A 23,379-nucleotide genomic window follows, 5' to 3' on the forward strand; every position below is an offset into this window, starting at 1 on the left:
CTGAATGATGAAAAATGTTGATGGCGTGCACAATGAAAGGGTGATGCATCGGGATCATCTTGTTTTTGCCGTGATTCTTGTTGCATTGACGGCGCTTGTTTTTTTGTTTATTTGTCAAAAGATTCTGAAAATTGTCGAGAACGGTTGCTTCGACAAACTTCATGAATATGCCGAGGTGGCTTCAAATGAGTTTATCATGAACAATCTGCATTATGGCGGAACGCTACAGTTTGTGGCAGATGCCCTGAGTGACCGTGCGGATTATTCTATAGACAGCTTGCAGCCGAAACTGAACGAGTTGCAGCCGTTTTTGCGCGACCAGAAAATCAGCATCCTTTTGCCGGGTGATATGGTGATTATGCCGGATGGGGTCTTGGAGAGTTCCACCAAGATGAACATTTCGTACGAGGATGAGGCCAAATTAGGGATGCATGTGTCTGTCCGCCTAGAAAGTGACAAGCCCGAAGAAAAGCTCTTGTACCATTTTGTGCCAATCAAGAGCTACGGGCGGACGGTCGCCCTGGCGTATTGGAATTTCAGCTTGGGGTTAATCCACCAGTATTTGCGCAAGGATGTCCGCTACGACCGCAAGATGTTTGTTTTCGTGGTCAATCGCGATGACGGACGGTTTATCGCAGATACAAAGCACGATTCGCTCAAGAGCATTTTCGATTACAAAAACGAGATGGACAACGAGAAAGGGCTGTACTCGGTGCTTGTGGATAGCGTGCTTGCCGGTGCGACAGGGGAATCTTGTATCGAAAATTATTGGGAAGAGGCGCACTGCTTCTACTACAGGCCTTTACCGGTAAATCGCTGGAGCATTGTCATCTCGTCACCCGAAAAGGTGGTGATGGCGCCAATCCACAAGGTGCGCTTTATTCTGCTTTGCTTTGGCATCGCCGTCTTTGCGTTCTTTGTCGCTTACTTTGTGTTGCTCCATCGCGTGGCGCTCCGCAGTCTTGCGGGGGTGGCGGACCGTTCAAAGCAGGATGATGTGGGCAAGGTGCGCTATATGCAGATGAAGCTCTTGGGACTTTTATCCAAGAACTTTATTCACATTTACTACGTGAATCCGGAATCGGGTTCGTATGTTGTTTATCCGAGCTCCAAGAATGACTTGTACAAGGAAATCCTCAGCCGTTTTGACTGCAACGTTTCGCTGTACGACATCATGAACAATGACGAACTCACGAAAATCCACAAGGACGATTTGGAACTTTGCCATAGCGTGTTCAACAGGGAAGCGTTCCTTGAAATGATGGGTTCGAATGAATCCCGTAAAGTTGTGGACATGCGCTGGTTCATCAATGGCAACTGGGTCTGGCTGCGCCATACGCTGATTGGTCTTGCCGATGGCAAGGGTGGCGGCTATGTGCTTATAGGTGTAGAAGACGTGAACGACGAAAAGGTCGCGGTTGAAGCTGAACGCGAAAGACTTTCTGTAATCAAGGGTCTTTCGGAAGACTTTACGCTCGTGAGCTTCATCAACCCGGCCACACGCGAAGACCATCTTTACTATGTCAAGAAGAACAACTGGGCCGACAACCCGAATTGGAGAAAGGTTGGGAATTTTGAAGACCGCCTAAAGCTGATTGCCAACACGCTTGTGCACCCCGATGACCGCAAGATGTTTATGGAAATGACGTCTAGCGAAGTTGTGAAGGAAAAGCTTGCGGCAAAGGGCGCTTATTACGTCAACTACCGTATGATTATTGACGGGGCTGTTGAATACTGGCAACTCAAGTTTGTAATGGTGGGCAAGGCTCCTGACGCGCAGGAGCAGATGGTGGCAGGCTTTATCAGTGTCGATGAGTCAACCCGTTTGCAGCTGGAACAGAAGGAACAGCTCGAAACGCAGGCCGAGGCCTTGAAACAGGCGCTTTCGGCAGCGCAGGCGGCAAACAGCGCCAAGAAGGAGTTCCTCAATAGCATAAGCCATGAAATCCGTACCCCGCTTAACGCTGTCATTGGCCTTACCTCGATTGCCTCGTCGCATCTGGGGGATTGTGATCGCGTCAAGGATTGCCTTGTGAAAATTGACCAGAGTTCCGACCGCCTGCTCTCGATTATCAATGACATTCTCGACATGAGCCGTATTGAATCGGGCAAGTTCGACCTCAACGAGGCTCCGATGCACTTGTTCGAAGTCGTGCACGAGGTGGAACGCGATATCCGCAATGACTTGCAGGTGAAAGACCTCAAGTTTGAACTGGATTGCGTTGACATCAATGACGACGAAGTCGTCTGCGACAGGGAACGTTTGCGCCAGGCACTTCTCAAGGTTCTTTCGAACGCTATCAAGTTTACGAAGGAAGGCGGAACGGTCTCGATGAGCGTCAAGGAAACGCCGCTTTCTAAGTCGAGCTATGCGGCATACGAATTCCGCATCAAGGATAACGGTGTCGGCATGAGCGAGGAGTTCCTCAAGATGGTCTATGAACCGTTTGCAAGGGAATCTACGGTGTCGAGAGATGTTCGCGGCATGGGTCTTGGACTTGCCATCACGAAGAATTCCGTCGAGATGATGGGTGGCCAGATTGAAATTGCAAGCCGAAGAAATGTCGGTACCGAAGTTGTCATGACGTTTGAATTCAAGCTTGTGCAGTCCAAGAAGAGCGACGGAAATGCCGAACCGATTGTCAATTCGGGCTTTGCTGGCAAGAGAATCCTTTTGGTCGAAGACAACATCCTCAACCGCGAAATCACGATGGAAATCCTCCAGGACAATGGCTTTATCGTGACGGCGGTGGAAGATGGCGATATTGCCGTGAAAATGCTTTCGAAGGCGAAATCGAGGCCGTTCGATGTCATTTTGATGGATGTCCGTATGCCGGTGATGGACGGTTACGAGGCGACAAAGCGCATCCGTGCGTTCGAAAACAAGGATGTTGCCGGAATCCCGATTATCGCCATGACCGCTAACGCGTTTGACGAAGACCGCAAGGCTTCTTTCGAGGCGGGCATGAACGAACATATCGCAAAGCCGGTCAGTATTGAAAAGCTGAAGGACGTGCTGGCGATGTTCTTGTAACGGACTTGTAGTTTTATTCCTATTTATCTGTTACAACGGCGGTATGGCTCCAAAAAAATGTAAAAAGTTATCTATATTGAAAAACATATGTCAGCAAGAGTAACAAGTAGCGATAAAATTGAAGATATGTTTCCGGAAACCCCGGTACGTAAGATTATCACCCCTATCGAACGCCTGATGAAGGTGGAGACGACGGGCGGCATAGTGCTTATCATTATGACGCTTGCAGCTCTCATCTGGGCGAACCTGAGTCCATCATCGTACGAGCACTTTTGGCATTTGCCGATCGTGGTGACGATTGGCAGCTGGGTTGGCTCGGCCGATTTGCATTGGTTCATCAACGATGCGCTGATGACGATATTCTTCTTCAATATCGGGCTTGAAGTCAAAGGCGAAATGACCTACGGCGAACTGCGCGACCCGAAGGCGGCAAGCCTCCCGATTATCGCGGCTGCTGGCGGTATGCTTTTCCCGGCGCTTATCTACCTCACGCTCTGCCCTCCGGGGACGTCACATGGCTGGGGAATCCCGACGGCGACGGATATCGCGTTTGTGGTGGGCTGCATGGCTATCTTGGGCAAGAAGGTGCCGCATGCGCTCCGCGTGATGATTTTGACTTTGGCGATTGCAGATGATATCGGTGCGATTCTCGTGATTGCCATTGGCTACCCGAGCGGAGACGGCATCAACTTTAGCGCTCTTGGAATGGCTTTTGTGCTCCTCGCCTTGTTTAACGTGTTCTTCCGCATCGGTGTCCGCAACATGCTGCTGCTCCATTTCACGGGTATTGCCGTGTGGGCGTTCTTTGTCAAGTCCGGTGTGCATCCGACGATTGCGGGCGTGCTCCTTGGCCTTTCCGTGCCTGCTAAGGCCGTGGTGGCGAAAGGCATGGTCGCAAGCTTCACGAACAGTGTTGGAAACGTGCTCTCTGGCGAGACGAAGGACCGCAACGAACAGTATGAAGTCTTTACGATGCTCAAGCGCGGGGCAAGCGAAAGCGTCTCCTTGCAGGAACGCTTGTACAAGATGCTTGTGCCTTGGGTGAACTTTGGCATCATGCCGATTTTTGCGCTTGCAAATGCCGGTGTCGAAATCAAACTCGGCGGTCTGGATGTCCCGGTGCTTGGCGCTGTGGCACTTGCGCTTATTTTCGGTAAGCCGATAGGTATTTTCCTCTTCAGCCTCCTGTCTGTAAAGATTGGCGTTTCCAAGAAGCCGAGCTACTCCTGGAAGATCCTTTGGGGTGGCGGCATGCTTGCCGGTATCGGGTTCACGATGGCTCTCTTTGTCGCAGGCCTTGCCTTTGAAGACGGCGGCAACAAGGACTCTGCGAAACTTGGCATTCTCCTTGGAAGCTTTAGCGCAGCCATCCTCGGTACCATTTATATGAGTATCGTGTCTAAGAAAGAATAGTTGGCAGAACTTAGATCTTAGAACTTAGAAATGTCATGCCGGCCGCAGCCTGTGCTGAGCGTAGTCGAAGCATGCCGGCATCTCCATATACGGTTCAAATTGCAGATACTATTTCCTTAACTATATTTCTTTCGTCTCTCGTCTGTAGGACCGTAGGTCCGTTCTCTCGTCTAATAATGCCGCACTTCGTTTACATGCTCCGTTGCAGGGGCAATCGCATTTATACGGGCTATGCCGTGGATGCCCTGGCTCGTTTTGAAGAGCATTGCTGTGGGCGAGGGGCGAAGTTCACAAAGGCGTTCCCGCCGGAATGTATGCTGCGCACGTTTGAACTTGGCTCCCGCGAAGAGGCGCTCCGCCTGGAGGCTCGTATCAAAAAGCTGGACCGCAGGCAAAAGGATCTCCTTGCCGCAGGCGACGAGGCTTTATCTGCTGAATTGCTCGCTGGCCTTGGTGAAACGCTTGTCGCGCGCAAGGCGAGAATCCGGAAAGAAAGCGTCCGCAAAAAGTAACCGCAGAAACTTAATAGCGCAAAATTGGGGACAAGGCTGTTTTCGTTGAAAAATGAATGTACATTAGTAGCTGTATGATTTCTATCGAGACCGCAAAAAATCTAGAGGACTTGTTCCTGGTTAAAGCCGCCATCATGGGCAAAAAGCTCGAGAGCATTGGCGGTCGAAGAGGCGTGATGGAAATTTTGAGTTTGTCCTTGGCGGCGTACAAAAGTCAGGATTATGAAAAGTCATTGAAAATTCTTGAGCCGTTGTTAGATGCAATCAAGGACCATCCGTTCGAATCGGACGGTGCGGTGACCTATGTCTCCATTTCCGATGAGATGGAGTGGGCTCTATACCATTACTTTTTTCAGGTGCCGCCAGGGCATTTGGTGAAAAACGTTAGTTCCATTTGTCCGATGGACCTGATTTTTCGCCAGTATATCCTTGCGTCTATAGATTTTGGGGATTACACTTGCGCAAAGAATGCCTTGACCGAAGTGGTCCAGTGGAATCCGACGTCTGCGAAATGTAGGCTCTTGTATGCAATTTTAAGCAGTGCCGAGGAGCGTTGGGATGAATTGCTCGGCGAAATTATTTGCTGCATGAAGTATGTGTGTCGTTCGAAAGATATTGTCCATTGCTTTCAGTACTTGAAGTATTATTTTATAAGAAAGAAAATGAACAAGGAAGCCTTGTTCTGTAGCTTTTTGCGCTCCCGGTATTCTTTGTCTAATGATGTCTTTATGGACATATTGCATGACATGGTTATGCTGATTCCAAAAATTGGCATGGATTACATGAATATGTGCGATGAAGAAATGGAGGAATCCTGTAAAAAGCTGGGTATCACGATTGGATTTAATCCCGAAGTGGTTGCGGTTGCCCAGCGGAGTTACGAGGATGCGTTCATTGCAAAAGAATATGAAAAGGCCGATTATTTTGCAGAGGTCATGGCGGATTTGAAAACGGAACAGGAAAAAAAGAACGCCCTTAGCCTGCGGCAACTTCTTGAACGTCACGGGGCGCAGATTAGCTAGGCGCGATTTTTTTTACATACAGTAAAAAGCCCAGTTCAAAAGAACTGGGCTGAAATTTTTGTGATTTACTTTATTGTAATCTTTGCTGTCTTTGTAAAGCCTTCAGTCGAAATTTTTAAGATTGTAGCTCCGCGCGGCAAGTGGCCGAGATTGACTTTAGCTGATGCGCCTATATCGATGGTTTCGAGCAGATGGCCGACCATGTCGAATATCTGAATGCGTGCGTGTGATGTACTTGCGAGGTTTACCGTCAGTTCGTTGCTAGCGAAACTGAAATGGAGGGAATTGTGCAAGGCGATATCCATCTTTGTGGTCTTGCTGGACGAAGATTTTTCATTTTTGCTCGAAGAGCTTGAACTTGCGGTGTTCTCCTTGCTGCTTGAAGATTTTGCGGAAGAGCTAGAACTTGCAACGCTGCTCGAGGACTTTGCAGAACTGGAACTTACGACGCTGCTGGAACTGCTTGCTTCACCGCTCGAAGAACTTGCTACTTCTTTACTGCTAGATGATGATTCAGTTTTGCTCTTGACGATGATAGCTGCTTTTGCGGTAGCCGTGTTTTTCTTGCCGTCAATATTGTTCCCTTCAACAGTTAATTCGATTGTATAAGAGTTTACACTGTTTTCTTCGCTTACCTTGCCCGAGAACGTTACCGTTTTCTCGTCTTTATTCTGAGTGTACGCAACGCCCTTGGGAATTGTGCCGCCGATGGAAATGCTCTTTGCGTAATCGTACTTGAATATGAGCGGTTCGATTTCGTCGCCTACAAATACGGTCTGTGTTTCTTTGCCGCTGGTCAAAGAGACTGTAGCTGGGTTCGGTTGGACGTTGAGCGTAACGTAGGCGGTATCCTTGTTAATCTCTCCTTCAACGACGATTGCGATTTTGTATTCGCCTTCGGAAAGGGCGCTGACCGTTCCAGAAAGTGTCAAGGTCTGCTTTTCGTTGTCGGGTGTTAGTGCGAATTTCCCGTTAGGTTGTCCGGAGATGTTGTCTAATTTGGTTACATTTTCGAAATTGAATACGACAGGTTCGATTTCGTCTCCAGCCTTCACGGTTTGCGAAGTACTGCCGCTAACATGCTCCAGTTTTGTTACCCCAGGCTTGTGTGTCACATTGATCGTGGCGGAGGCTTCGGCATCGTTGTCGTTCCCTTTTGCGGTGACAGTAATGGTGTAAACCTGGTCGCCATTTGTTACCGGGATGTTCCCTGAAATGATGATAAGGTCTTTTTCCTTGTCCTGGCTGATTTCAAGAGTTTTGGGGATTCCTGAAATACTGTAGTTCTGCATGTGCGCATACCGGAACGCGATTGGCTTGATTTCATCACCGGCAACAACATTCTGTGTTTCGTTTTCGTTTGTGACTAATGTTGTTGTAAAAGGCTTGTGGTTTACTTTAATTGTGCCGTTAAAGACGATGGAATCTTTTTCCGTAATGTAGGCTGCAAGTCTATAATTAAAATCGCCATCGGGATGGTCCTGGCCCGTGGCACCCGAAATTGTAATTATAGCAGATTCGTCGTCTATTTTTGCCGAAATTCCCTCAGGCACGCCAGAAAGATTTGCTTTAAGCAATTCTGTATAACCGAACACAATGGGTTCTATCTCATCGCTTGCGGTAACTGTTTGGTCAAGGCTTCCGCTGACATGCTCCACTTGTTCATTTAACGGGGTGACGTTTATACCGGTTGTGATTTGCAGGTATTCATGGGCATAATTCCCAGCTGCGGTAAATGACATTTCGTATTCGTGCCCGGGGGTGTTAGCCGGAATGCGACCGGATATGGTGCACTCGGCTTTACTGCTTGGCAGTGTGCCGCAATCCAATTTCAGTCCCAGCGTCTTGACCGTTGTATTTACCGGGTAATTGATATAAAAATCATAAACTCGATTGAGTTCCGTAATTTCGTAAACGACAGGTTCGATGACGTCTCCCGCTTTTACCGTCTGCACCGACTTTCCGCTGATGAGCCTATGGCTTATGTGAGTATTGAATTGGGCTATGGCGGTTTGCGTCATAGCCAATAGGGCTGCGGTGAACAGGGAAAGTCCGTGAAGCTTTTTCATAAAATCCCCTTTGAATATGGTATGGTTTAGCCTACTTGTTAATGATAGAAATAAAATTTTATGGCGTTTGTACGTTTGTTCATTTTACGGCCAAATCTACGACGAGGGCAATTGCCATACCGATACTACAGACGCTGATGAAGCGCTGGATGAATTTGTTGCCTTTCTTGCGTTGCGTGAAACTGCCAAGGTAGCCGCCAAACCATGCGCCTGCCGCCATGATGATGGCGATGGGCCAGTCGATTTTTCCGGCAATTCCCAGTGCAACCGTGCTTACGATCAGGAACACATTCGTGAGTGCGTTCTTGATGGCGTTCACGTGAATCGGGTCAAGACCCGTGTAGCGCGTGAGTCCAAAAATTTGTACAAAACCGACACCCACCTGCACAATGCAGCCATATATGGCGATACCGAAAAATCCGAGGGCGCCTTTGATGGTGAGCTTTTCGGGAGGTGTCTCAGGGGGCTTTCCGAGAATGTCCTTGCGCAAGTTGCTCATGACCACCACAAGGCATATCACGACGGCGAGAATCGCCTGAAATAGTTTATCGCCAATGCGAACCAAGAAGCATGCGCCAAGGAGTGCACCGAAGAAAGTCGGCAACAAGAGCTGCAAGAAAATTTTTTTGTTCAGGTAGCCGTGACGCGCAAGATTATAGGCGCTGCTGAAGTTCCCGATAATGAGCCCGATGCGGTTTGTGCCGTTTGCGACAGTCGCAGGAAGCCCGAGAAAAATCATGATGGGGAGGCTAAGCGTGGAACCTCCGCCTGCGATGCTGTTGATGAGGCTTACGACTGCACCCAAAATAAAGAACGCCGGGTACTGGGCGTAATTCCACCATTCTGTCACTTGGCGAGTTCCTTTTCAATAAACTTTCTGTTGCTTTCGACTTTCTCGCGCTGCGTTGTTTCCGGGAATTCCGCAAGGCACTTGTCGAGTGGTGCGATGGCGTCGTTCAGCAGTTTCTTTTTCTTTTCTTCGTCCGTTTGCTTTAGAGACTTTGCAAAAATTTGCGATGTCGTTTTGCGCTGCTTGTTGCAATAAGCATCAGCAAGGGCGATGTACTTTTCGTTTGCTTCTTTGCGGAGCTTGCTCGTCTTGAGTTTGTTCAGCAAATCCTTTGCCTTGTCAAACTTCTCGTTTGCGATGAGCGTGTCTGCTTTCGCAAGTGCTGCGGCGGGGTCTTGCTTTTCCCACATTTTGGCGGTTTCGGAGTTGGTCGCCTTTTCGAGCTCTTCGATGTGATTCAGGAATGCCTGCACTTGTAGCGTGTCTTCGAAATCGCGGTAGCGGATGCGGAATGTTTCGGTCTGCTTGCGGGCTTCTGCAAATTGCGCTTTTTCGTCGGCGAGAATCTTGATTTCGTCAAATTCTTTCGATGCCTTCTTGAGTGTGTTTGAATAAGCGATTTTCTTCTGGCCTTTCGCCCAGTTTGCAAGCGAGTCGCCAGGAGCGAGCTGCGAAATCAAGCTGTCCGCCGTTTCGGCGACCATGCTGTACGAGGCTTGCACGCGGTTCATGTTCTGAATCTGGAGTGCCATGGATTCGAATTCTTTTGCCTTTTCTTCGCGGCGCTTGCCGAAAGCTTCGCGGAGCGTGTCCGAATGCGCTTGCCATTTTTCCCACATCGGCGCCATTGTCGAGAAACTATTCAAGATGACGGAGGCGGAGTCCGTTTGGCCTGCGCGGCTGAGCGTGTCGGCGTAGCTAAAGACGTAATTGGCGAGTGCGGGGAATGCCTTGTACGGGTCCATCGTCGTTTCGAGTGTGCAATGCGAAAAATGCGTCTTGTCGCATGGCGGCAACATCATGAGTACCGTATCGACTCGAGTTTGTACGAGAACTGTTGGCGTCTGGTCGGGCGTTGTGATGCTGAACTGGTCGGGTGTCGAAATTTTGAACTGGTCGAGAAGTTGTGACGCGCTATCGCCGGTGACGACCTGCATTTCGGTGTGCGTGCCGGTCTGTGTCTCGGCGGATTGGACCGTGTCTTGCCCGATGATTTTCGTGAACGGAGCGGGTTCAGTTTTGCTTGAAGGGTTTGCGTCTGGCGACGGACATTGGCTTGTGCCGATGCATGCGGTAAGAGAGAATGCAGAGGCAAGTGTTGCAACCTGAACGAGAACCGTAGATTTTGACATGAAACACTCCGAAAAAGTTCAATATTCCTGCGTTATCAAAGATAATAATTAGAATGTGTAAAACCTAGTGCAGTCAATAGTCATTGGTCATTAGTTGTTAGAAGCCGTGATGGCTTCTGCTGCTTAAGCTATTGACTAATGACCAACAGCTGATAACTAATTGTTACTCAGCATCGGCTTCGATAGGTACGAATGCGTTTTGGCTGCTGAAGTTTTCGGGCAAATCCCAGTCGTCATCCTTTGGCATGGCGGCTTGCGGTTTTGGCGGCTGAACTGGCGTGAACGTCTGCTGCGGATCAAGTGGAATCTGCTTTGCGGCTTCCTTTGCCTTCTTGATGGAATCTGCCTTCATGACTTCTGAAACTGGCCTTGCATCAGCAGGGATGACTTGTTGCGGCTTCGGCGCACTTGTGATTGGCGCTGTCCCAGCTTGCGCAGTAGCGGGCTGTGCGACACTGGGCGCGGCTTCTTGTGCTTTAACCGTCGCGGAATCTGTTGCGTTTCCGGTTTGCGGTGGCGTGCTTGCCTGCGGCATTGGCAGGCTCACGACAATTCCAGATTTTGCAATTGTTTCAGCGGCTATCTTTTGCACTTGCGGCGGCGTGAATCCCGGCACATCGAGCCACGGGAGCGGGCGGCCTTTTTCTCCGTTCACCAAAGCTTCACCGGTCATCGGGTCTACCGTGAGTTCACCGCGTTCGTTTGTCAGCATCAACGGCACTTCGCCCGTGGCGATCATCGAAATGTCGAGGAAGTCGATTTGCTTCGGGATGCCGAGAATGTCTATTTCTTCCTTCGCAAACGTTGCCCATTGCGGCAAACCACCCGAGGCGCCTGCAATACGCGTGCGTCCCGATTTCAAAGGCTTGTTGTCGTCAAAGCCCACATAGCTACCAATGGCAATCACGGAATCCAGTGCGATGCCGTTCTTTTCCTTGACGTACGTCGGGAGCGCACCAAGGAACGCCACGTTGCGGTAATCGTTTGTCGTACCCGTCTTGCCCATCACCGGGTAACGGAGCTTTGAGGCCCCTTCTGGATTCTTGACGCTCAGTGCGGTGAGCTGGCTGTGTGCCGTACCGTTCGTGAACACGGAGCGCAACATCACGCCCATCTGCGTTGTCACGGTATCGTCAAGCACCGTCATCGATTCCATCTTGTTCCTGAAAATCGTACGTCCGTCGCGGTTCTTGATTTCCTTGATAAAGCAGGCTTCGGTCCAGTTGGCGTCTTTGCATTTGAAAATCTTGCCCGTGAGGAGCGTCTGGTAGGCTGTCGTGATTTCGGCAAGCGTAATGTCGTTTACGCCGAGTGGCATACTGAACACTTTCTGCAATTTTTGGTGGATGCCGATTTCGTTTGCGAAGCGGGCGTAGTCGGCCATCGCAAGCGCACGGCGGTAATCCGGCCAGTAACGCAGATGAGCCATGTCAAAGTAATCTGCATCGCTATCGACCGGTTCAATCATGGCGTTCAAACGTTTAAAGTCGGCAAGCGTAAAGTTTTCAATTAGCTGTACGGAATCGAGCGGCAACAGCTTTGTCGATTCATCCGGGTCGAGCTCCTGTATTTCGCGGGCGCGCCAGATTTCAGAGTAACGCTTGAAGTTGTGGTTTACGTACTTCGTAATTTTCGGGTCGCGCTTCGCTTGTTTCAAACCGATGTCCGTAAACGTGCCGTAGCGCAAGTTCTGCACGGCGCGGGCCTGCAATACCTTGCCGTCGTTCATATAACGTTCCACGAGCGCATCGCGTGCCTTCGTGAATTCGATTTCGCGCTTGACGTCTTCCTTCATCATGAGGCCGAACTTGTCGCGCAAACGTTCCACGAACTTGATGCGTTCTTCGTCCGGACTGCGGGCAAAGCCGTTTTCGCAGGCAACGTCTTCGAATTCCTTGTCCGAGAGCTTGTCCATGAGGTGTTCCAAAAGCCAAATACTTGCAATGTTTTCGGAACGCGTGGCGGCCCATGCAATGCTGACAACGTCACCCTTGTTTTTGTGGTCTGGGCGCGGGAAGTAGAACTGGTTCCCGTACTGGAAGACGTTGAATTCGTTTTCGAGATTGTCGAGGTAGTTCCAGTGGTACTTGAGGGCGAGAGCGTAAAGAATCGGCTTCCAGCTAGAACCGAGCTGACGAAGCGCCTTGAAGCTACGGTCAAATCCTGTGTTGTGGAAACCGCCCTGGCTTGCGAGCACCTTGCCGTTCTGGATGGCGACGAGGGCGCCTTGCAGCACCGGTTCTGTTTCAATCTTGCACTGGGCGTAACCGTCAATCGGGGTTTCGTCAATAATGCTCACGAGGAGAATGGCGCCCGGCTTGAGCTGGGTCGCGAGAATCTTGTTCACATCGCCACCGGCGAGTTTGGCAAAGTCGTTTACGGATTGCTCCGTGACAATGCCCTTGAGCTGTCCGAAGTTCAACTTAAGCGATTGCAGTCTGCCGGTCGTATCGTAGAAAACGCTATCCACGGCGCCGTAGAGGTAATCGCCCTTGCGAGCGGTGCGGGCGCGGTTTGCGAATTGCGCCTTCGGGAGCACAAAGCCACCGAGCTGTAGTTGCAAGTTACTGATGTTTGTCTGCAATGCGCGTTTGGCGGCGTCCTGCGACTTGGCGTTCAAAGTTGTCGTGATTTCGAGCTGTGCCTTGCGCCAATCTTCGATACCTTCCTGCTGGAAAAGTTCGTGGAAAAAGTCGCTGTCGAGGCGTTCTTCCAAGCGTTCAAGTGTCGTGCTCATCGTGAAGCGGAAATTGCCGTGGTTGAATTCCAAGGGCTTTGCAATGGCTGCGTCCATGTCGGCCTGCTCAATGTAGCCTTCTTCGACCATGCGTCCGAGCACATACTTGAGTCGGGCCTCGCCGCGGGCAATCGCCTTTTGCCTGCGTTCTTCGGTGCGCTGGATAAACGGGTCGTAGTTGAACGGCCCCTTGACCGAGCCTGCAATGAAGGCGCATTCGGCGAGCGTGAGGTCCTTGAGTTCCTTGTTAAAGAAATACTGGGCTGCGATAGCCACACCCTTGCCCGTACCCGAAACGTGGAACTGGTTCAGGTAAAATTCCAGGATGTCTTCCTTGGTAAAATGCTTCTCCATGCGGAGCGCGTTCAAAAATTCCTTGAGCTTTTCCTTGATGCTGCGTTCTTCACGACCAAAAATGTTCTTGACAGCCTGCTGCGTGAGCGAGGAGCCGCCTTGGCTCATTCGCCCAGACTTGACGTTGTTGACCATGGCGCGCATGAACCCCTTGAGGTCGTAACCGTTGTGGGTCCAGTAGCGGGAGTCTTCGGCCGCGATAAGGGCGTTGATCAAGTTGACCGGAATATCGCCGTAGGGCACGTAAACGCGGTGGTTGGCGTCGAAGAATGCCCCGAGCAGGTTTTCGCCGTCTTCGTAGAAGACGCGGGTTTCGCCGGAGAGCACCTGCAAAATATTGGCGCGGTTAAACTGGTTGTCCGGATCGCGTTCGGGGAGAATCTTGAACACGACGATGTAAAAGGGGATGTAGCAAATCAGGGCTACAAGGAAAATGGCGACGATGATTTTAACAAACTTATTCATATTTACGTAAATTATTGAGTATTAACGATTTACAAGATATAAAAGTTTTGAGGGGGTGACCTGCCCAGGGATCCGTAATATGTAAAAATTAGGGGCTTTTTTGTGGAAAAACGATGAATTTGGCTGTTACCCCTTGAAATTATGGCGAAATTTTGTTAAAATTTGGGTCCCCAAGATGGGAAGATGGCCGAGTTGGCCGAAGGCGCGTCCCTGCTAAGGACGTATAGGACTTAATCCTATCGCGAGTTCGAATCTCGCTCTTCCCGCTGAAAAGCCCCGAGTCGAAAGACTCGGGGTTTTTTCTTACACTCGTCACCCCGGCCATCGTGCCGGGGTCGCTATTCACGTTACAAGCTGCTAACTTTTCAATTTACCTTTATTTATATACATGAACGTGTCGGCTCTCTTGAGCACATCCTTTACACATTCATCGACCTGTGGGCTGAATTCCGCCATGCCGACTGCAAACGAAATGCTCTCCTTTGGGACGTCTGGCTTGCGGTTTACGGATGATTTCAGCTTTTCAAAAAGTTCTGTGCGTTTTTCGTACTGTTCGCCAAACAGGATGATGACGAATTCATCACCACCGATGCGGTAGACCGGACTGTGCTTGAAAATATCGCAGAAGACCTTGCTGCAGTTCTTGAGGTATTCGTCGCCCATGTCGTGCCCGAACGTGTCATTGATGACTTTCAGGTCGTTCACATCGCATTCTAAGATTGCAAATTTTAGTTTATCCTTAGCCTTGATTTCTGCATCGATGAGATCGCTTTTAGCCTTGAATGCTGCGATACTCCCGACGCCTGTTAACGGATCCTTGTTCGCGATGAGCTTTGTGTGCTGGAGGTCTTTTCTCAGCTTTAACGCCGTCTCCTCAAGGCGGTGCTCAATTTCGACATTGATGATGCCTACGACGAAAGACTGCGTGTTGCCCTTGTCTGTAGCGATTTTCAGGCGGAAGTGTTCGATATGGTCGTCAATTTTTGCAAGGAACGGGAGCGTGTAATAGGGCGTTGTACGGATGATTTCCTTGCATTTCTCGAGAGTCGATTTCTCGATGAAGTCGCTGAACTCGTTCGGGACAAAAATTCGCTTCATCAGGTTGTCGAAGCTGTTTGGGTCGGTAGCAGTACGGCTCTCGGCCAAAAGCGGCGCAAACCTATTGCTGACCTGGTAATACTTTATCTGATTCCTGGCCGTGTTGACGTACATAACAAGGTCGTAGTCCGCGGAAAGCCCGGCGATGATGACCGCCCTTTGCGACAGGTCCCTGTTTCGCGTAATCTTCGAAATGAAAAATGCGTAGATAGTGCAGCAGCCGAGCATGTAGCCGATGGAATCGCAGGGCGCGAGCGGATATGCCTTTTGGAGGAGGCCACAGAGGATTGGCGCCAGGATGAACAGGATGCTTGCGGTGAAGTGGCGGCGTGCACTGATTTTTCGGGCCCTTATAAATTTGTATGCGGCAAACAGTGCGATGAGGAAAAATGTGGAGTATTTACAGTAGTAAAGCAGGTTGCGCCCAGACCGTGCGATGTATGCCCCATCTGCGCCTATGTCAAAAATAAATCGCGACTTGATGTTCACGATGAGCAATATAAACTGGAAAAGCACAAGTGCAATCGAGAGCATCTTGGCAGGAATCGCCTTTTCACGTTCAATATTGATAAAATTCAAAATATAGCTCAGCCATATATACGCCGAAACGGCCGCCGCCAGGTGAAAAATCGTCGAAGATACGAAAAATGGCGTAGTGCTGTCAAAAAATCCACCGCCGAGGACACCCCAAATGCCGTCCTGAAGGCAAAAAAGAATGGTCCAGTTGGAGAGGAATAGAAAGTCCTTGTCTGTCTTTTCGCTTTTGTCCAAGGCAGACCTGAACTGATTCATGAAAATCAGCAAAACGAGCGCACATGTGAATGCTAGTACATAGTATAGCGAATTAACCATAAACCCCTTACGATAGTCCAGTGTAATATAAGTTTTTTGTAGCTATTTTGCAACTTTTGCGGAAAGCTGTGTTTTTCGTCACGGGGGGATTCTCGCCCTAAGAGCTGTTGTTCTTTTAGCGTCATTTTCCTTGGGTGGCTGTATAAGGATATTTGCCGTTTCTTCATCCTCCACGGGGAAAACATGTGTTTTTTTTGGTCTTTTCTTAGGCTTTTACGCTTAAAATCCCGCTTTTTTGAAAAATTTCTTGACTTTTATGTTTGCATAATGGATATTATTAGGTGGATTTAATCACAAGGAGTTTGACCATGAAGACGAATAGCTTTTTAGTCGGCGCCATTCTCGGTGCCGCAGCGACCGTTGCTATCACAAAAAAGTTTTTTAAGTGTTGCTCTTGCGACGAGAATGAAACTTGTGACAACCCGGTCTTGAAAGATGCCGACGACGCGGTCGAAAAGCTCCACAATTCCGTGGACTCTCTCCGCAAGGAGTTAAACCGCCGTATCGAATCCGAGCAGACCTACGCCGCGAAGTGCGAAGACCTCAAGGAACAGGTGGCAAAGCAGAACGCCGAAATCAACAACCTCAAGAACGTCTGCGAAATGCAGGACAGCCGCAACAAGAAACTCGAACAGGAACTTGCGGGCAAGAATTAATTGGAGGCCTCGGCAACTCAATGCCGAGGTTTTTGTTTGATTGGGAACGTTTCCCTCTGGTGAAAATTACTTGTTTGTCAGTAATCAGTCAAATAAATTGATATTTTCATGTGTTTCTCCAACATTGCCTTCTTTCTAGAACTTGACGGAAATGCCCAAGTGCGTTGCAAAACCGTTGCGGAACAGTAGTGCCGACGCGCTTCGTTCCAGGGAACCGCTCTTGTCCTTGGCGACTTGTTGGTTCGACTTCGCTGTTGAGCCCGAGCTGCCATTCGAAGGCTTTTGAGGGGTGCTTCTGTCTCCGTCGGAATCGGCGAGGTAATCCTTGTAATCCACGTAGAACGGGATAATCTGCGAAATCCCGTATTGGAGAGAAAGGCTGAGCGGCCCTTCTTTCTGAAACTCAAAGCCGAGGGAGAGGACGCTTCCGATGCTGCTGACCTTGCGTAGCGTTTTTTCGTTTGTAACTTGGTGGGTCGTCAGGATGACCGTTTCGATTTCTTTTTGGATGTCCACCTCGCCGCCCGCGCCAAAGAAGTCAAGCTCGATGCTTGGCTTAAAAATGTAACGCTTGCCCATTTTCCAGTAGTAAGAGGCTCCGCCGACGATTGCGGATGCGTCCAGTTCCGCATCGGCACGGAAAGTCCTTTGCAAAAACGAAAACGATAGTCCCTTGAGGACCGAGCCTGGGAGAGCCCTGTTAAGGGCGAGTGTTTCGTAAAAACGTTCCTGGTTCGAGAATATTTTACCCGAAATGTGCATGAGCTCTAGGTGCGTCCACAACCTTTCCTTTTGCCATCTGGCGTAGGCCATGTGTACATTTGCTTCTATCGGAAGATACATGAACCGCTTGCGGCTTGTCTCCTCGTGGTAAATCCCGTAAACTGTCATGTCCGCGTCGAAGTATGCGTAGCCCGCGTCAAGACGGGAGCCGCTGAAGGTGTGGCCATATTCGCCGTTTAGAATGAGAACCCCGGCGGAATCTCTCAGGTAGTATTCCTTGTCCGGGTTGCGTGGAAATGTTCGAATATAATTTAAAGATAAATTAAAGTAATGGCTCCCTATCTTGGAGCCTGCCGAAAGTTCGCTATAGACAAAGTGTGACTCCCAATCGACGGGAATGGTGCTGATGAGGTCAGTCTTTTTTGTGGGGATCCAACTGATGGTGCCTAGATTTATGGAGCCGAAGGCGAAACGGGTTTTTGCGCTGAACAGGGAATCGTCACGGTGAAATGTTGCTTTGGGCATGACCATCGGCAGAGTGCTTACGTCGAGGCCTAGGGAATAGTTTTTGAAATTGCTTTCAAATCCCGCGCTTGCAATAGTTTGTCTGCTCACACTTTTGAGGTGCCAGTTGTTCTCGGTGTAACGGGAACGGATGTCTAAATGTTGTATTGAACCATGCACAACGAAGTTCTTGATGCTGAACGAGTCTTTGACACTGCAGCCCTTTGCTGCAAAGTGCTTGTCTTTTTGGTGCAGCATAAAAAGCCCGCCACAATCGGCGAGTCCGACATTGCTTGCCGCCAGGACCTGAATCGCGCCAAGCCCAAGCGCAAGTAAAGTGCTTCTAGTGTTTGACACTAATCTTAATCTTCGTTGTCGCGGAATTCCGTCTTGAGGAGGTTCCAGAAGGCGTCGGTTGTCATGCCCGGGAAAACTCCGCCGAACGTAATGTCCGGGAAGAAGATAAAGTTCTGCATGTCGTCAAACGTGTAGTCCTCGTATCTTGTGCCGTCTGCAGTCGGCTTTCCGTTGGCGAGCTTCTGGAACGAGATAGTCTTTGCGCCCGAGGCGTTGGTGAAGTCGAATGCGTTGGGAACATCGTCGAGGTATGCGTTTGCAAAGAGGCGGACTCCGTTTTCGACCTTGCACACGGAAGAGTTGAGCGTGACCGACGACGGGACGAATTCTACGACATTGTCGTTGTAGTAATTGTGGGAAATCGGAGAGAAGGACACCACGCAGTTGTTGAACTGGAGGTCGTAGCACTTGTTGAATCGGTTGTCGCCAATTTCGTAGTTGAGGCAGAAATACAACCTCTCCGGATTTGAGTAGTCTTGATTTACATGGGCGTGGAAATAGTCGAACTTGATTGTTTTTTCGACTTGATATCTCACGGCGTCGATAAGATCGTTTTCGGCGTAAGTAACTCCGTGATATCCGAAATCCGTGGACCATTCAAAGCCTTCAACCGGAATGTTCCAGATCGAGGCATCGTTGAACTTGTGGTAGGGGAGGTATTGCTGGAATCCGTCCGTAATCTGGAAGAACTTGGCGAGGTTCACGACGAGCTTCGTGCCATGCGGAAGCGTGATGGTGACACCGGTATGTAACGACTCGCGGTAGTGTTCCAGGGAGTCGATGGCCTTTTGGAAATCGCGGACGCTCACATCCGACATTTCGTCATCGCCGACAATGTAGGGGTCGTTCTTTTGAGTGGCGTTACCGTTCTTGGCTTCGTCAATGCCATATTGCAACCCGACTTCGACAAAAGCGATGGCCGTATCGAGCAAGTTCGGGATGTCTGTATAGCGGGCAGTCCAGTTGCTGTAGACTCTGGAGAAAGCGCTTTCCTTGCTCATGAGGGAGATGATTTTACGAGCGCCAGATTCAGTGATTTCATGGGCGGTAAAGCGGTTGTCGTTGATCCAGTCGTATTTGTTGTCAGTCGAAAAATCGATGTTGATGCTTGCGCCGAATGTGAGGATTGCCTTGGTTACAAACATGGCGGCAAGTGCCGGAGCGAATTCACCGCGGTCCAGTTCGTAGGTCTTGTCTTCGTAGGTGTAATTGCAGATGAACTTGTCATCACCGACAATGTTCTTCATGTAAATGATAGCCGAGTCAATAGACGGGATTGCCTGGACCATAGCGTCCTGGGCAAATGTGGTGAGGAGTTTCCCGTCACTTGTAATGAGGAGCTGGTTGAAGTCCCTTATGCCCATGTCGTCTAGGTCCATCTTGTTCTGGACAGTATCGATGAACGACTTGATATCTTTGTTATTGACGAGGTCGGTGATGATGCTCAAGGCGTAGCCCAATTGAGCTTCGCAGTTGCCTGGATACTTGTCAAGGACGCTTTTGAAGGTTCCCTTGGTTTGAGCGCTCACGACCTGCGCGTTCTTGAAATTGCCTTTGCCGATATCTTTTAAAATGTCTGCGATATTCGCCTTTGCTTTTTCCAGTTCTGCCGAAACGCTCGGGTCAGAAACTTCTTGGCAACTGAATGCTTCGAATTTTGGAGTGTTTGGAGTGTTGCTCCCTGATGAAAAATTGCTGGGGTTGGAATCTTGGCCGCAAGCGGCGAAAAGCGAACAAGTTCCAATGGCTAGTGCGAATAACTTTTTTGATATCCACATAAAATAAAATTTCCTTTTTGAGAAAAATACAAAAAATATGTTCAAAATAAAGATGGGGGTAGCATTTTGTTGATAAAAAATGAACAAACTCTTTATTTTTTCTTCAAAAAAGTCATTGCTTGACGAAAAAGCCGGTGGGGCATTTCTGCATGGAATCATATTCCTTTGCTTTGACATGCCGGATTCCTCTCTGGCATCTCCTTTTTTGAATTTCGAATGACGCTTTCCCTAAACTTTTCGCGAATTTGCAAGTGCAATTTTTTGAACTTTGCTGCAGAAGTCTCGTCAAATGCGGACTTGAGCGTTTCTTGAAGTCCGTGCCAAGGATGCGCAAAATAGTTTTTTTCTATATTGCAGTTCGTTTAAAAAACGATTAAAACAAAAAAGGAATATCATGCCAGCTTTTGATCCAAATGCGAAAAAGATGCTGATTTCGGGCAACGAAGCCATTTCCCTTTCCATGCGCCATTGCAATGTGCAGCTTGCCGCAGGCTATCCGGGAACGCCTTCTACCGAAATCTTGGAAGATTACTCTGAACTGGGCGGCTATGCCCAGTGGGCTCCGAACGAAAAGGTCGCTGCCGAAGTCGCTCTCGGTGCCGCTTTTGGACATGCCCGCAGTGTGGTCACCATGAAGATGGTTGGCTTGAATGTGGCAAGTGATGTTCTCTATACCGCAACTTACACCGGTGTCGATGGCGGCATGGTTTGGATTGTTGCCGATGATCCGGGCCAGGGCAGTTCCCAGAACGAACAGGATACGCGTAACCACGCGAAGGCATCCGTTTGCCCGATGTTCGAACCGAGTAACTCCCAGGAAGCCTACGATTTCTTCCGCATCGCCATGCAGACGAGCGAAAAATTCAAGATTCCTGTCATCCTCCGCATGACCACCCGCGTGGACCATTCCAAGTCTATCGTCGTGCCGAAGGAAGAACTCCCGGCAATGGTGCCGAACTTCGAACGCAATATCGCCCAGCACGTGATGGTGCCGGGATTCTCGAAGCCGGCTGGCCGTCGCCTTCGCGCCAAGATGGACGAAATGGAAGCCTGGAACGTGGCCGAAGGCCCGAATAAGGTCGAAATGCGCAGCGCCGATTTCGGTATTATCGTGAGCGGCATCAGCTACCACCACGTCCGCGAAGCCGCCCCGGAAGCAAGCATCCTCAAGCTCGGTATGACTTATCCGCTTCCGATGCAGCTCATCAAGGATTTCGCTAAGAAGTTCGAAGGCAAGCGCCTCATGGTCATCGAAGAAAACGACCCGTGGCTTGCTGAAAACATCAAGGCCGCTGGCATCCAGTGCGAAAGCAAGTTTGACCCGATTTTCCGCTTTGGTGAACTCGACGTGAACCGCGTCCGCCGCATTATCGCTGGCGACAAGAACCCGGATCCGGTTCCGGTCAAGGGTAAGCCGCCTATGCTCTGCCCGGGCTGCCCGCACCGCAGCTCCTTTGCCGTGCTTAAGGAACTCGACTGCATCGTTTCCGGTGACATCGGCTGCTACACGCTGGCTGCTCTCCCGCCCATCAGCGCCATGGACTACATGATTGACATGGGTGCCGCCATCGGTATGGGTATCGGCCTCCGTAACGTGCTCCCGCGCGAACAGGCAAAGCGCGTCGTGTCCGTGATTGGTGACTCTACGTTTGTTCACAGTGGCATCACCGGCCTTGTGGAAGCAGGCTACAACCGCCCGGAAACTGGCCACGTTGTCATCATCCTCGACAACAGCATCACTGCTATGACCGGCCAGCAGGAACACCCGGGTACGGGCCGTCACCTCGACCACAGCCCGGCCTACAAGATTGACTATAAGGAAGTTGCAAAGGTCGCCGGTTTCGACAACGTTTACGAAGTCAACCAGGTCAAGGAACCGGAAGAATTCAAGCGCCTCGTGAAGGAATCCCTCGAAAAGGACGAACTCACGCTTATCGTTGCTAAGAGCCCCTGCATTCTCGCCCTCAAGAGCATCCTTGCCTGGGACAAGGCAAACAAGGAAAAGGCCGAAAAGGCTTTGGCCGAAGCAGAAGCCGCTGCCAAGAAGAACAATAACTTTTAATAGAGAGGTTGAATAATTATGAGCGTAATGAACGTTAAATTTGCAGGCCTCGGTGGCACAGGCGTTATCAAGGCTAGTGACGTGATGGCCGAACTTGTTTTCGAACAAGGTTACGACGTGAAGAAAGCCGAAGTCCATGGCATGAGCCAGCGCGGTGGTTCCATCGCTTCTGACGTGCGTTTTGCAAAAGATGAAGAAGTGCAGTCCCCGATGATCCCGTGCGGCGAAGCCGACTACCTCGTTGTCTTTGACGAAACTCAGGTTGTCGTGAACGAAGCCTACATGAAGCAGGGCGGCGTGCTCCTCACGCCGGCTGACATCGATGTTTCCAAGCTCGAAAACGTGAAGGCTTTGAACGTCGCCATGCTCGGCAAGCTCTCCAAGCACTTCGACTTCACCGTGGACCAATGGCTCGTCGCTTTGAACAAGCTCTTTGCCGAAAAGTTCCACGAAGGCAACAAGAAGGCCTTCATGCTCGGCTGCGAAGGCTAATTAGCATTGTCATTCCCGCCACCGAGCGGGAATCCCCTTTTCAAAAGGACTGCCTTCGCGCAGTCCTTTTTTCTGTATTCAATCTTGCGTTATTTTCCAAATAAATCAGCGTGTGTTCCTGTTGCAGTAGCAGAAAGAATCAGTTCATCGTTAATTATTTGGTACATCAAAAGCCAATCGGGTTCGATGTGACATTCTCTAAAGTCTTTCAAACTGCCGACAAGTTGGTGGTCATGACACTTGGGAGGGAGAGGAATTTTTTTTTGATAGTTTGTCAAGAACGGAAACGAGCTTGCTTAAATCCTTGCCTCGTTTTTGCATGGTCTTGACATCGTGCTTCATTCTGTTGGTGTATTTGATTTGGTACAAACTTAATCCTCCAGCATGGAGGCTACGGCTTCTTGCGCAGATGAATAGGGACCGTGTAGATTCTCTTGCTTCCGCGTATCACTAATCGCCTTTTCAAGAGATAAATCTTCGGGGGCGTGGCGGACATCGAAAGGAATGCCGTTCTTTTCGATAGCGAATGTCAAAAAAATGCGAATAGCGGTGGATGTGTCCAAGCCCAGTGATTGGAACAAGTCGTCTGACTTTTTCTTCAATTCATCATCTACTCTTAATTGCAATGTCGCCATGTTCGACTCCTTTTTTTTTATTAAATATACTATAAATGTCATTACAAATCAATACTTTTGATATTGGCTGTAATGAATATTTTGGTTATCTCTTGAAAATCGCTCCCTTGACTCCACATCAAAGGGATGATACTTTTAGTATGAGGAGTGCGTCTGTTATGAAAAAGACTAAATCGACTTTTGAAAAGGTTATGTCTGACCTGAAACAGAAGATGGCTTTTGAAAAGGAATACGCAGAATTTCTTCAGTCGGAAATTCTGTTAGATGTGGAACGAAAGAAGAAAAAATGACTGAAATGAGGAAGATTTTAGCTTATGGACAAATTAAAGAAACGAAAGTTGGGAAAGAAAGGGTGGAAAGTAGGGGAGGTGGACGAATATCTTGGATTGAGTCCTGCTGAAATGGAGCTTATCACTAAGAAATCCGTCCAAATTCCCTCGAATTTCCAAGAAATCCCTAAATAACGTGCTTTTA

General features: G+C 49.5%; 16 protein-coding genes, 1 tRNA gene and 1 pseudogene. 9 read left to right on the forward strand and 9 right to left on the reverse strand.

Going from position 1 to position 23,379, the window contains the following annotated elements; translation table 11 throughout:
* Window positions 1-4: 4 nt before the first annotated feature.
* The 4 genes from B3A20_RS05750 to B3A20_RS05765 all read left to right on the forward strand — a co-directional run bounded on the left by B3A20_RS05750 (window position 5) and on the right by B3A20_RS05765 (window position 5,981).
* Window positions 5-3,034, forward strand: coding sequence for a response regulator (locus tag B3A20_RS05750; RefSeq protein WP_290762725.1), 3,030 nt, complete (start codon window positions 5-7; stop codon window positions 3,032-3,034).
* 87 nt (window positions 3,035-3,121) lie between these two features.
* Window positions 3,122-4,447, forward strand: a complete 1,326-nt coding sequence (nhaA, locus tag B3A20_RS05755) for a Na+/H+ antiporter NhaA (RefSeq protein WP_290762726.1) — start codon at window positions 3,122-3,124, stop codon at window positions 4,445-4,447.
* A gap of 176 nt (window positions 4,448-4,623) precedes the next feature.
* Window positions 4,624-4,959: a GIY-YIG nuclease family protein gene (locus B3A20_RS05760; protein ID WP_290762727.1), complete on the forward strand. Its 336-nt coding sequence runs from the start codon at window positions 4,624-4,626 to the stop codon at window positions 4,957-4,959.
* A 74-nt stretch (window positions 4,960-5,033) separates the two neighbouring features.
* Window positions 5,034-5,981 (forward strand): hypothetical protein, encoded by a 948-nt coding sequence (locus B3A20_RS05765; RefSeq protein ID WP_290762728.1) that lies wholly within the window; start codon window positions 5,034-5,036, stop codon window positions 5,979-5,981.
* A gap of 65 nt (window positions 5,982-6,046) precedes the next feature.
* Here the strand turns inward: B3A20_RS05765 and B3A20_RS05770 are convergent, their stop codons facing one another.
* The 4 genes from B3A20_RS05770 to B3A20_RS05785 all read right to left on the reverse strand — a co-directional run bounded on the left by B3A20_RS05770 (window position 6,047) and on the right by B3A20_RS05785 (window position 13,748).
* The gene (locus B3A20_RS05770; RefSeq protein ID WP_290762730.1) at window positions 6,047-8,050 is read right to left on the reverse strand and encodes a T9SS type A sorting domain-containing protein; all 2,004 of its coding nucleotides are present in this window, start codon (window positions 8,048-8,050) and stop codon (window positions 6,047-6,049) included.
* Between the two features lie 79 nt (window positions 8,051-8,129).
* Window positions 8,130-8,900 carry a sulfite exporter TauE/SafE family protein gene (locus tag B3A20_RS05775; protein WP_290762732.1) on the reverse strand — a complete coding sequence of 257 codons (771 nt, stop codon included), beginning with the start codon at window positions 8,898-8,900 and terminating at the stop codon, window positions 8,130-8,132.
* Window positions 8,897-10,192 (reverse strand): hypothetical protein, encoded by a 1,296-nt coding sequence (locus B3A20_RS05780; RefSeq protein ID WP_290762734.1) that lies wholly within the window; start codon window positions 10,190-10,192, stop codon window positions 8,897-8,899. The genes B3A20_RS05775 and B3A20_RS05780 overlap by 4 nt, the downstream gene beginning before the upstream one ends.
* A 163-nt stretch (window positions 10,193-10,355) precedes the next feature.
* A complete protein-coding gene (locus B3A20_RS05785; RefSeq protein WP_290762736.1) occupies window positions 10,356-13,748 on the reverse strand; it encodes a transglycosylase domain-containing protein in 3,393 nt (1,130 codons plus the stop codon).
* A gap of 177 nt (window positions 13,749-13,925) precedes the next feature.
* Here B3A20_RS05785 and B3A20_RS05790 point away from each other — a divergent pair.
* Window positions 13,926-14,014 (forward strand) — tRNA-Ser (locus tag B3A20_RS05790).
* 91 nt (window positions 14,015-14,105) lie between these two features.
* Here B3A20_RS05790 and B3A20_RS05795 read toward each other — a convergent pair.
* On the reverse strand, window positions 14,106-15,698 hold the full coding sequence (locus tag B3A20_RS05795) for a GGDEF domain-containing protein (RefSeq protein ID WP_290762737.1): 1,593 nt from the start codon (window positions 15,696-15,698) through the stop codon (window positions 14,106-14,108).
* Between the two features lie 308 nt (window positions 15,699-16,006).
* On the opposite strand from B3A20_RS05795, the gene B3A20_RS05800 reads away from it, so the two are divergent.
* The gene (locus B3A20_RS05800) at window positions 16,007-16,354 is read left to right on the forward strand and encodes a hypothetical protein (RefSeq protein ID WP_290762738.1); all 348 of its coding nucleotides are present in this window, start codon (window positions 16,007-16,009) and stop codon (window positions 16,352-16,354) included.
* A gap of 135 nt (window positions 16,355-16,489) precedes the next feature.
* Here B3A20_RS05800 and B3A20_RS05805 read toward each other — a convergent pair whose 3' ends face one another.
* Together B3A20_RS05805 and B3A20_RS05810 are read right to left on the reverse strand one after the other, a co-directional pair.
* Entirely contained in the window at window positions 16,490-17,938 is a 1,449-nt protein-coding gene (locus tag B3A20_RS05805) for a hypothetical protein (RefSeq protein ID WP_290762739.1), read from the reverse strand.
* Window positions 17,939-17,943: 5 nt separating this feature from the next.
* Entirely contained in the window at window positions 17,944-19,716 is a 1,773-nt protein-coding gene (locus B3A20_RS05810; protein ID WP_290762741.1) for a hypothetical protein, read from the reverse strand.
* Between the two features lie 394 nt (window positions 19,717-20,110).
* Here B3A20_RS05810 and B3A20_RS05815 point away from each other — a divergent pair, with 394 nt between their 5' ends.
* Together B3A20_RS05815 and B3A20_RS05820 are read left to right on the forward strand one after the other, a co-directional pair.
* Window positions 20,111-21,778, forward strand: coding sequence for a thiamine pyrophosphate-dependent enzyme (locus B3A20_RS05815; RefSeq protein ID WP_072829924.1), 1,668 nt, complete (start codon window positions 20,111-20,113; stop codon window positions 21,776-21,778).
* Window positions 21,779-21,796: 18 nt separating this feature from the next.
* Window positions 21,797-22,270, forward strand: a complete 474-nt coding sequence (locus B3A20_RS05820; RefSeq protein ID WP_349680067.1) for a 2-oxoacid:acceptor oxidoreductase family protein — start codon at window positions 21,797-21,799, stop codon at window positions 22,268-22,270.
* A gap of 89 nt (window positions 22,271-22,359) precedes the next feature.
* On the opposite strand, the pseudogene B3A20_RS15540 reads toward B3A20_RS05820, so the two are convergent.
* Together B3A20_RS15540 and B3A20_RS05830 are read right to left on the reverse strand one after the other, a co-directional pair.
* Window positions 22,360-22,639: pseudogene (locus tag B3A20_RS15540) on the reverse strand (type II toxin-antitoxin system YafQ family toxin).
* Window positions 22,640-22,641: 2 nt separating this feature from the next.
* On the reverse strand, window positions 22,642-22,905 hold the full coding sequence (locus B3A20_RS05830) for a type II toxin-antitoxin system RelB/DinJ family antitoxin (protein ID WP_072829918.1): 264 nt from the start codon (window positions 22,903-22,905) through the stop codon (window positions 22,642-22,644).
* A 158-nt stretch (window positions 22,906-23,063) separates the two neighbouring features.
* Here B3A20_RS05830 and B3A20_RS05835 point away from each other — a divergent pair, with 158 nt between their 5' ends.
* Window positions 23,064-23,195, forward strand: a complete 132-nt coding sequence (locus B3A20_RS05835) for a hypothetical protein (protein ID WP_290762747.1) — start codon at window positions 23,064-23,066, stop codon at window positions 23,193-23,195.
* The last annotated feature ends 184 nt before the right edge of the window (window positions 23,196-23,379 follow it).

The sequence above is a fragment of the Fibrobacter sp. UBA4297 genome, from assembly GCF_002394865.1.
Taxonomy (GTDB): Bacteria; Fibrobacterota; Fibrobacteria; order Fibrobacterales; family Fibrobacteraceae; genus Fibrobacter.

What these genes read in the sequence shown, in the direction of transcription:
- B3A20_RS05750 (WP_290762725.1), top strand. Translation starts at nt 5, where the DNA reads ATGATGAAAAATGTTGATGGCGTGCACAATGAAAGGGTGATGCATCGG.
- nhaA (WP_290762726.1), top strand. Translation starts at nt 3,122, where the DNA reads ATGTCAGCAAGAGTAACAAGTAGCGATAAAATTGAAGATATGTTTCCG.
- B3A20_RS05760 (WP_290762727.1), top strand. Translation starts at nt 4,624, where the DNA reads ATGCCGCACTTCGTTTACATGCTCCGTTGCAGGGGCAATCGCATTTAT.
- B3A20_RS05765 (WP_290762728.1), top strand. Translation starts at nt 5,034, where the DNA reads ATGATTTCTATCGAGACCGCAAAAAATCTAGAGGACTTGTTCCTGGTT.
- B3A20_RS05770 (WP_290762730.1), bottom strand. Translation starts at nt 8,050, where the DNA reads ATGAAAAAGCTTCACGGACTTTCCCTGTTCACCGCAGCCCTATTGGCT.
- B3A20_RS05780 (WP_290762734.1), bottom strand. Translation starts at nt 10,192, where the DNA reads ATGTCAAAATCTACGGTTCTCGTTCAGGTTGCAACACTTGCCTCTGCA.
- B3A20_RS05785 (WP_290762736.1), bottom strand. Translation starts at nt 13,748, where the DNA reads ATGAATAAGTTTGTTAAAATCATCGTCGCCATTTTCCTTGTAGCCCTG.
- B3A20_RS05795 (WP_290762737.1), bottom strand. Translation starts at nt 15,698, where the DNA reads ATGGTTAATTCGCTATACTATGTACTAGCATTCACATGTGCGCTCGTT.
- B3A20_RS05800 (WP_290762738.1), top strand. Translation starts at nt 16,007, where the DNA reads ATGAAGACGAATAGCTTTTTAGTCGGCGCCATTCTCGGTGCCGCAGCG.
- B3A20_RS05810 (WP_290762741.1), bottom strand. Translation starts at nt 19,716, where the DNA reads ATGTGGATATCAAAAAAGTTATTCGCACTAGCCATTGGAACTTGTTCG.
- B3A20_RS05815 (WP_072829924.1), top strand. Translation starts at nt 20,111, where the DNA reads ATGCCAGCTTTTGATCCAAATGCGAAAAAGATGCTGATTTCGGGCAAC.
- B3A20_RS05820 (WP_349680067.1), top strand. Translation starts at nt 21,797, where the DNA reads ATGAGCGTAATGAACGTTAAATTTGCAGGCCTCGGTGGCACAGGCGTT.
- B3A20_RS05830 (WP_072829918.1), bottom strand. Translation starts at nt 22,905, where the DNA reads ATGGCGACATTGCAATTAAGAGTAGATGATGAATTGAAGAAAAAGTCA.
- B3A20_RS05835 (WP_290762747.1), top strand. Translation starts at nt 23,064, where the DNA reads ATGAAAAAGACTAAATCGACTTTTGAAAAGGTTATGTCTGACCTGAAA.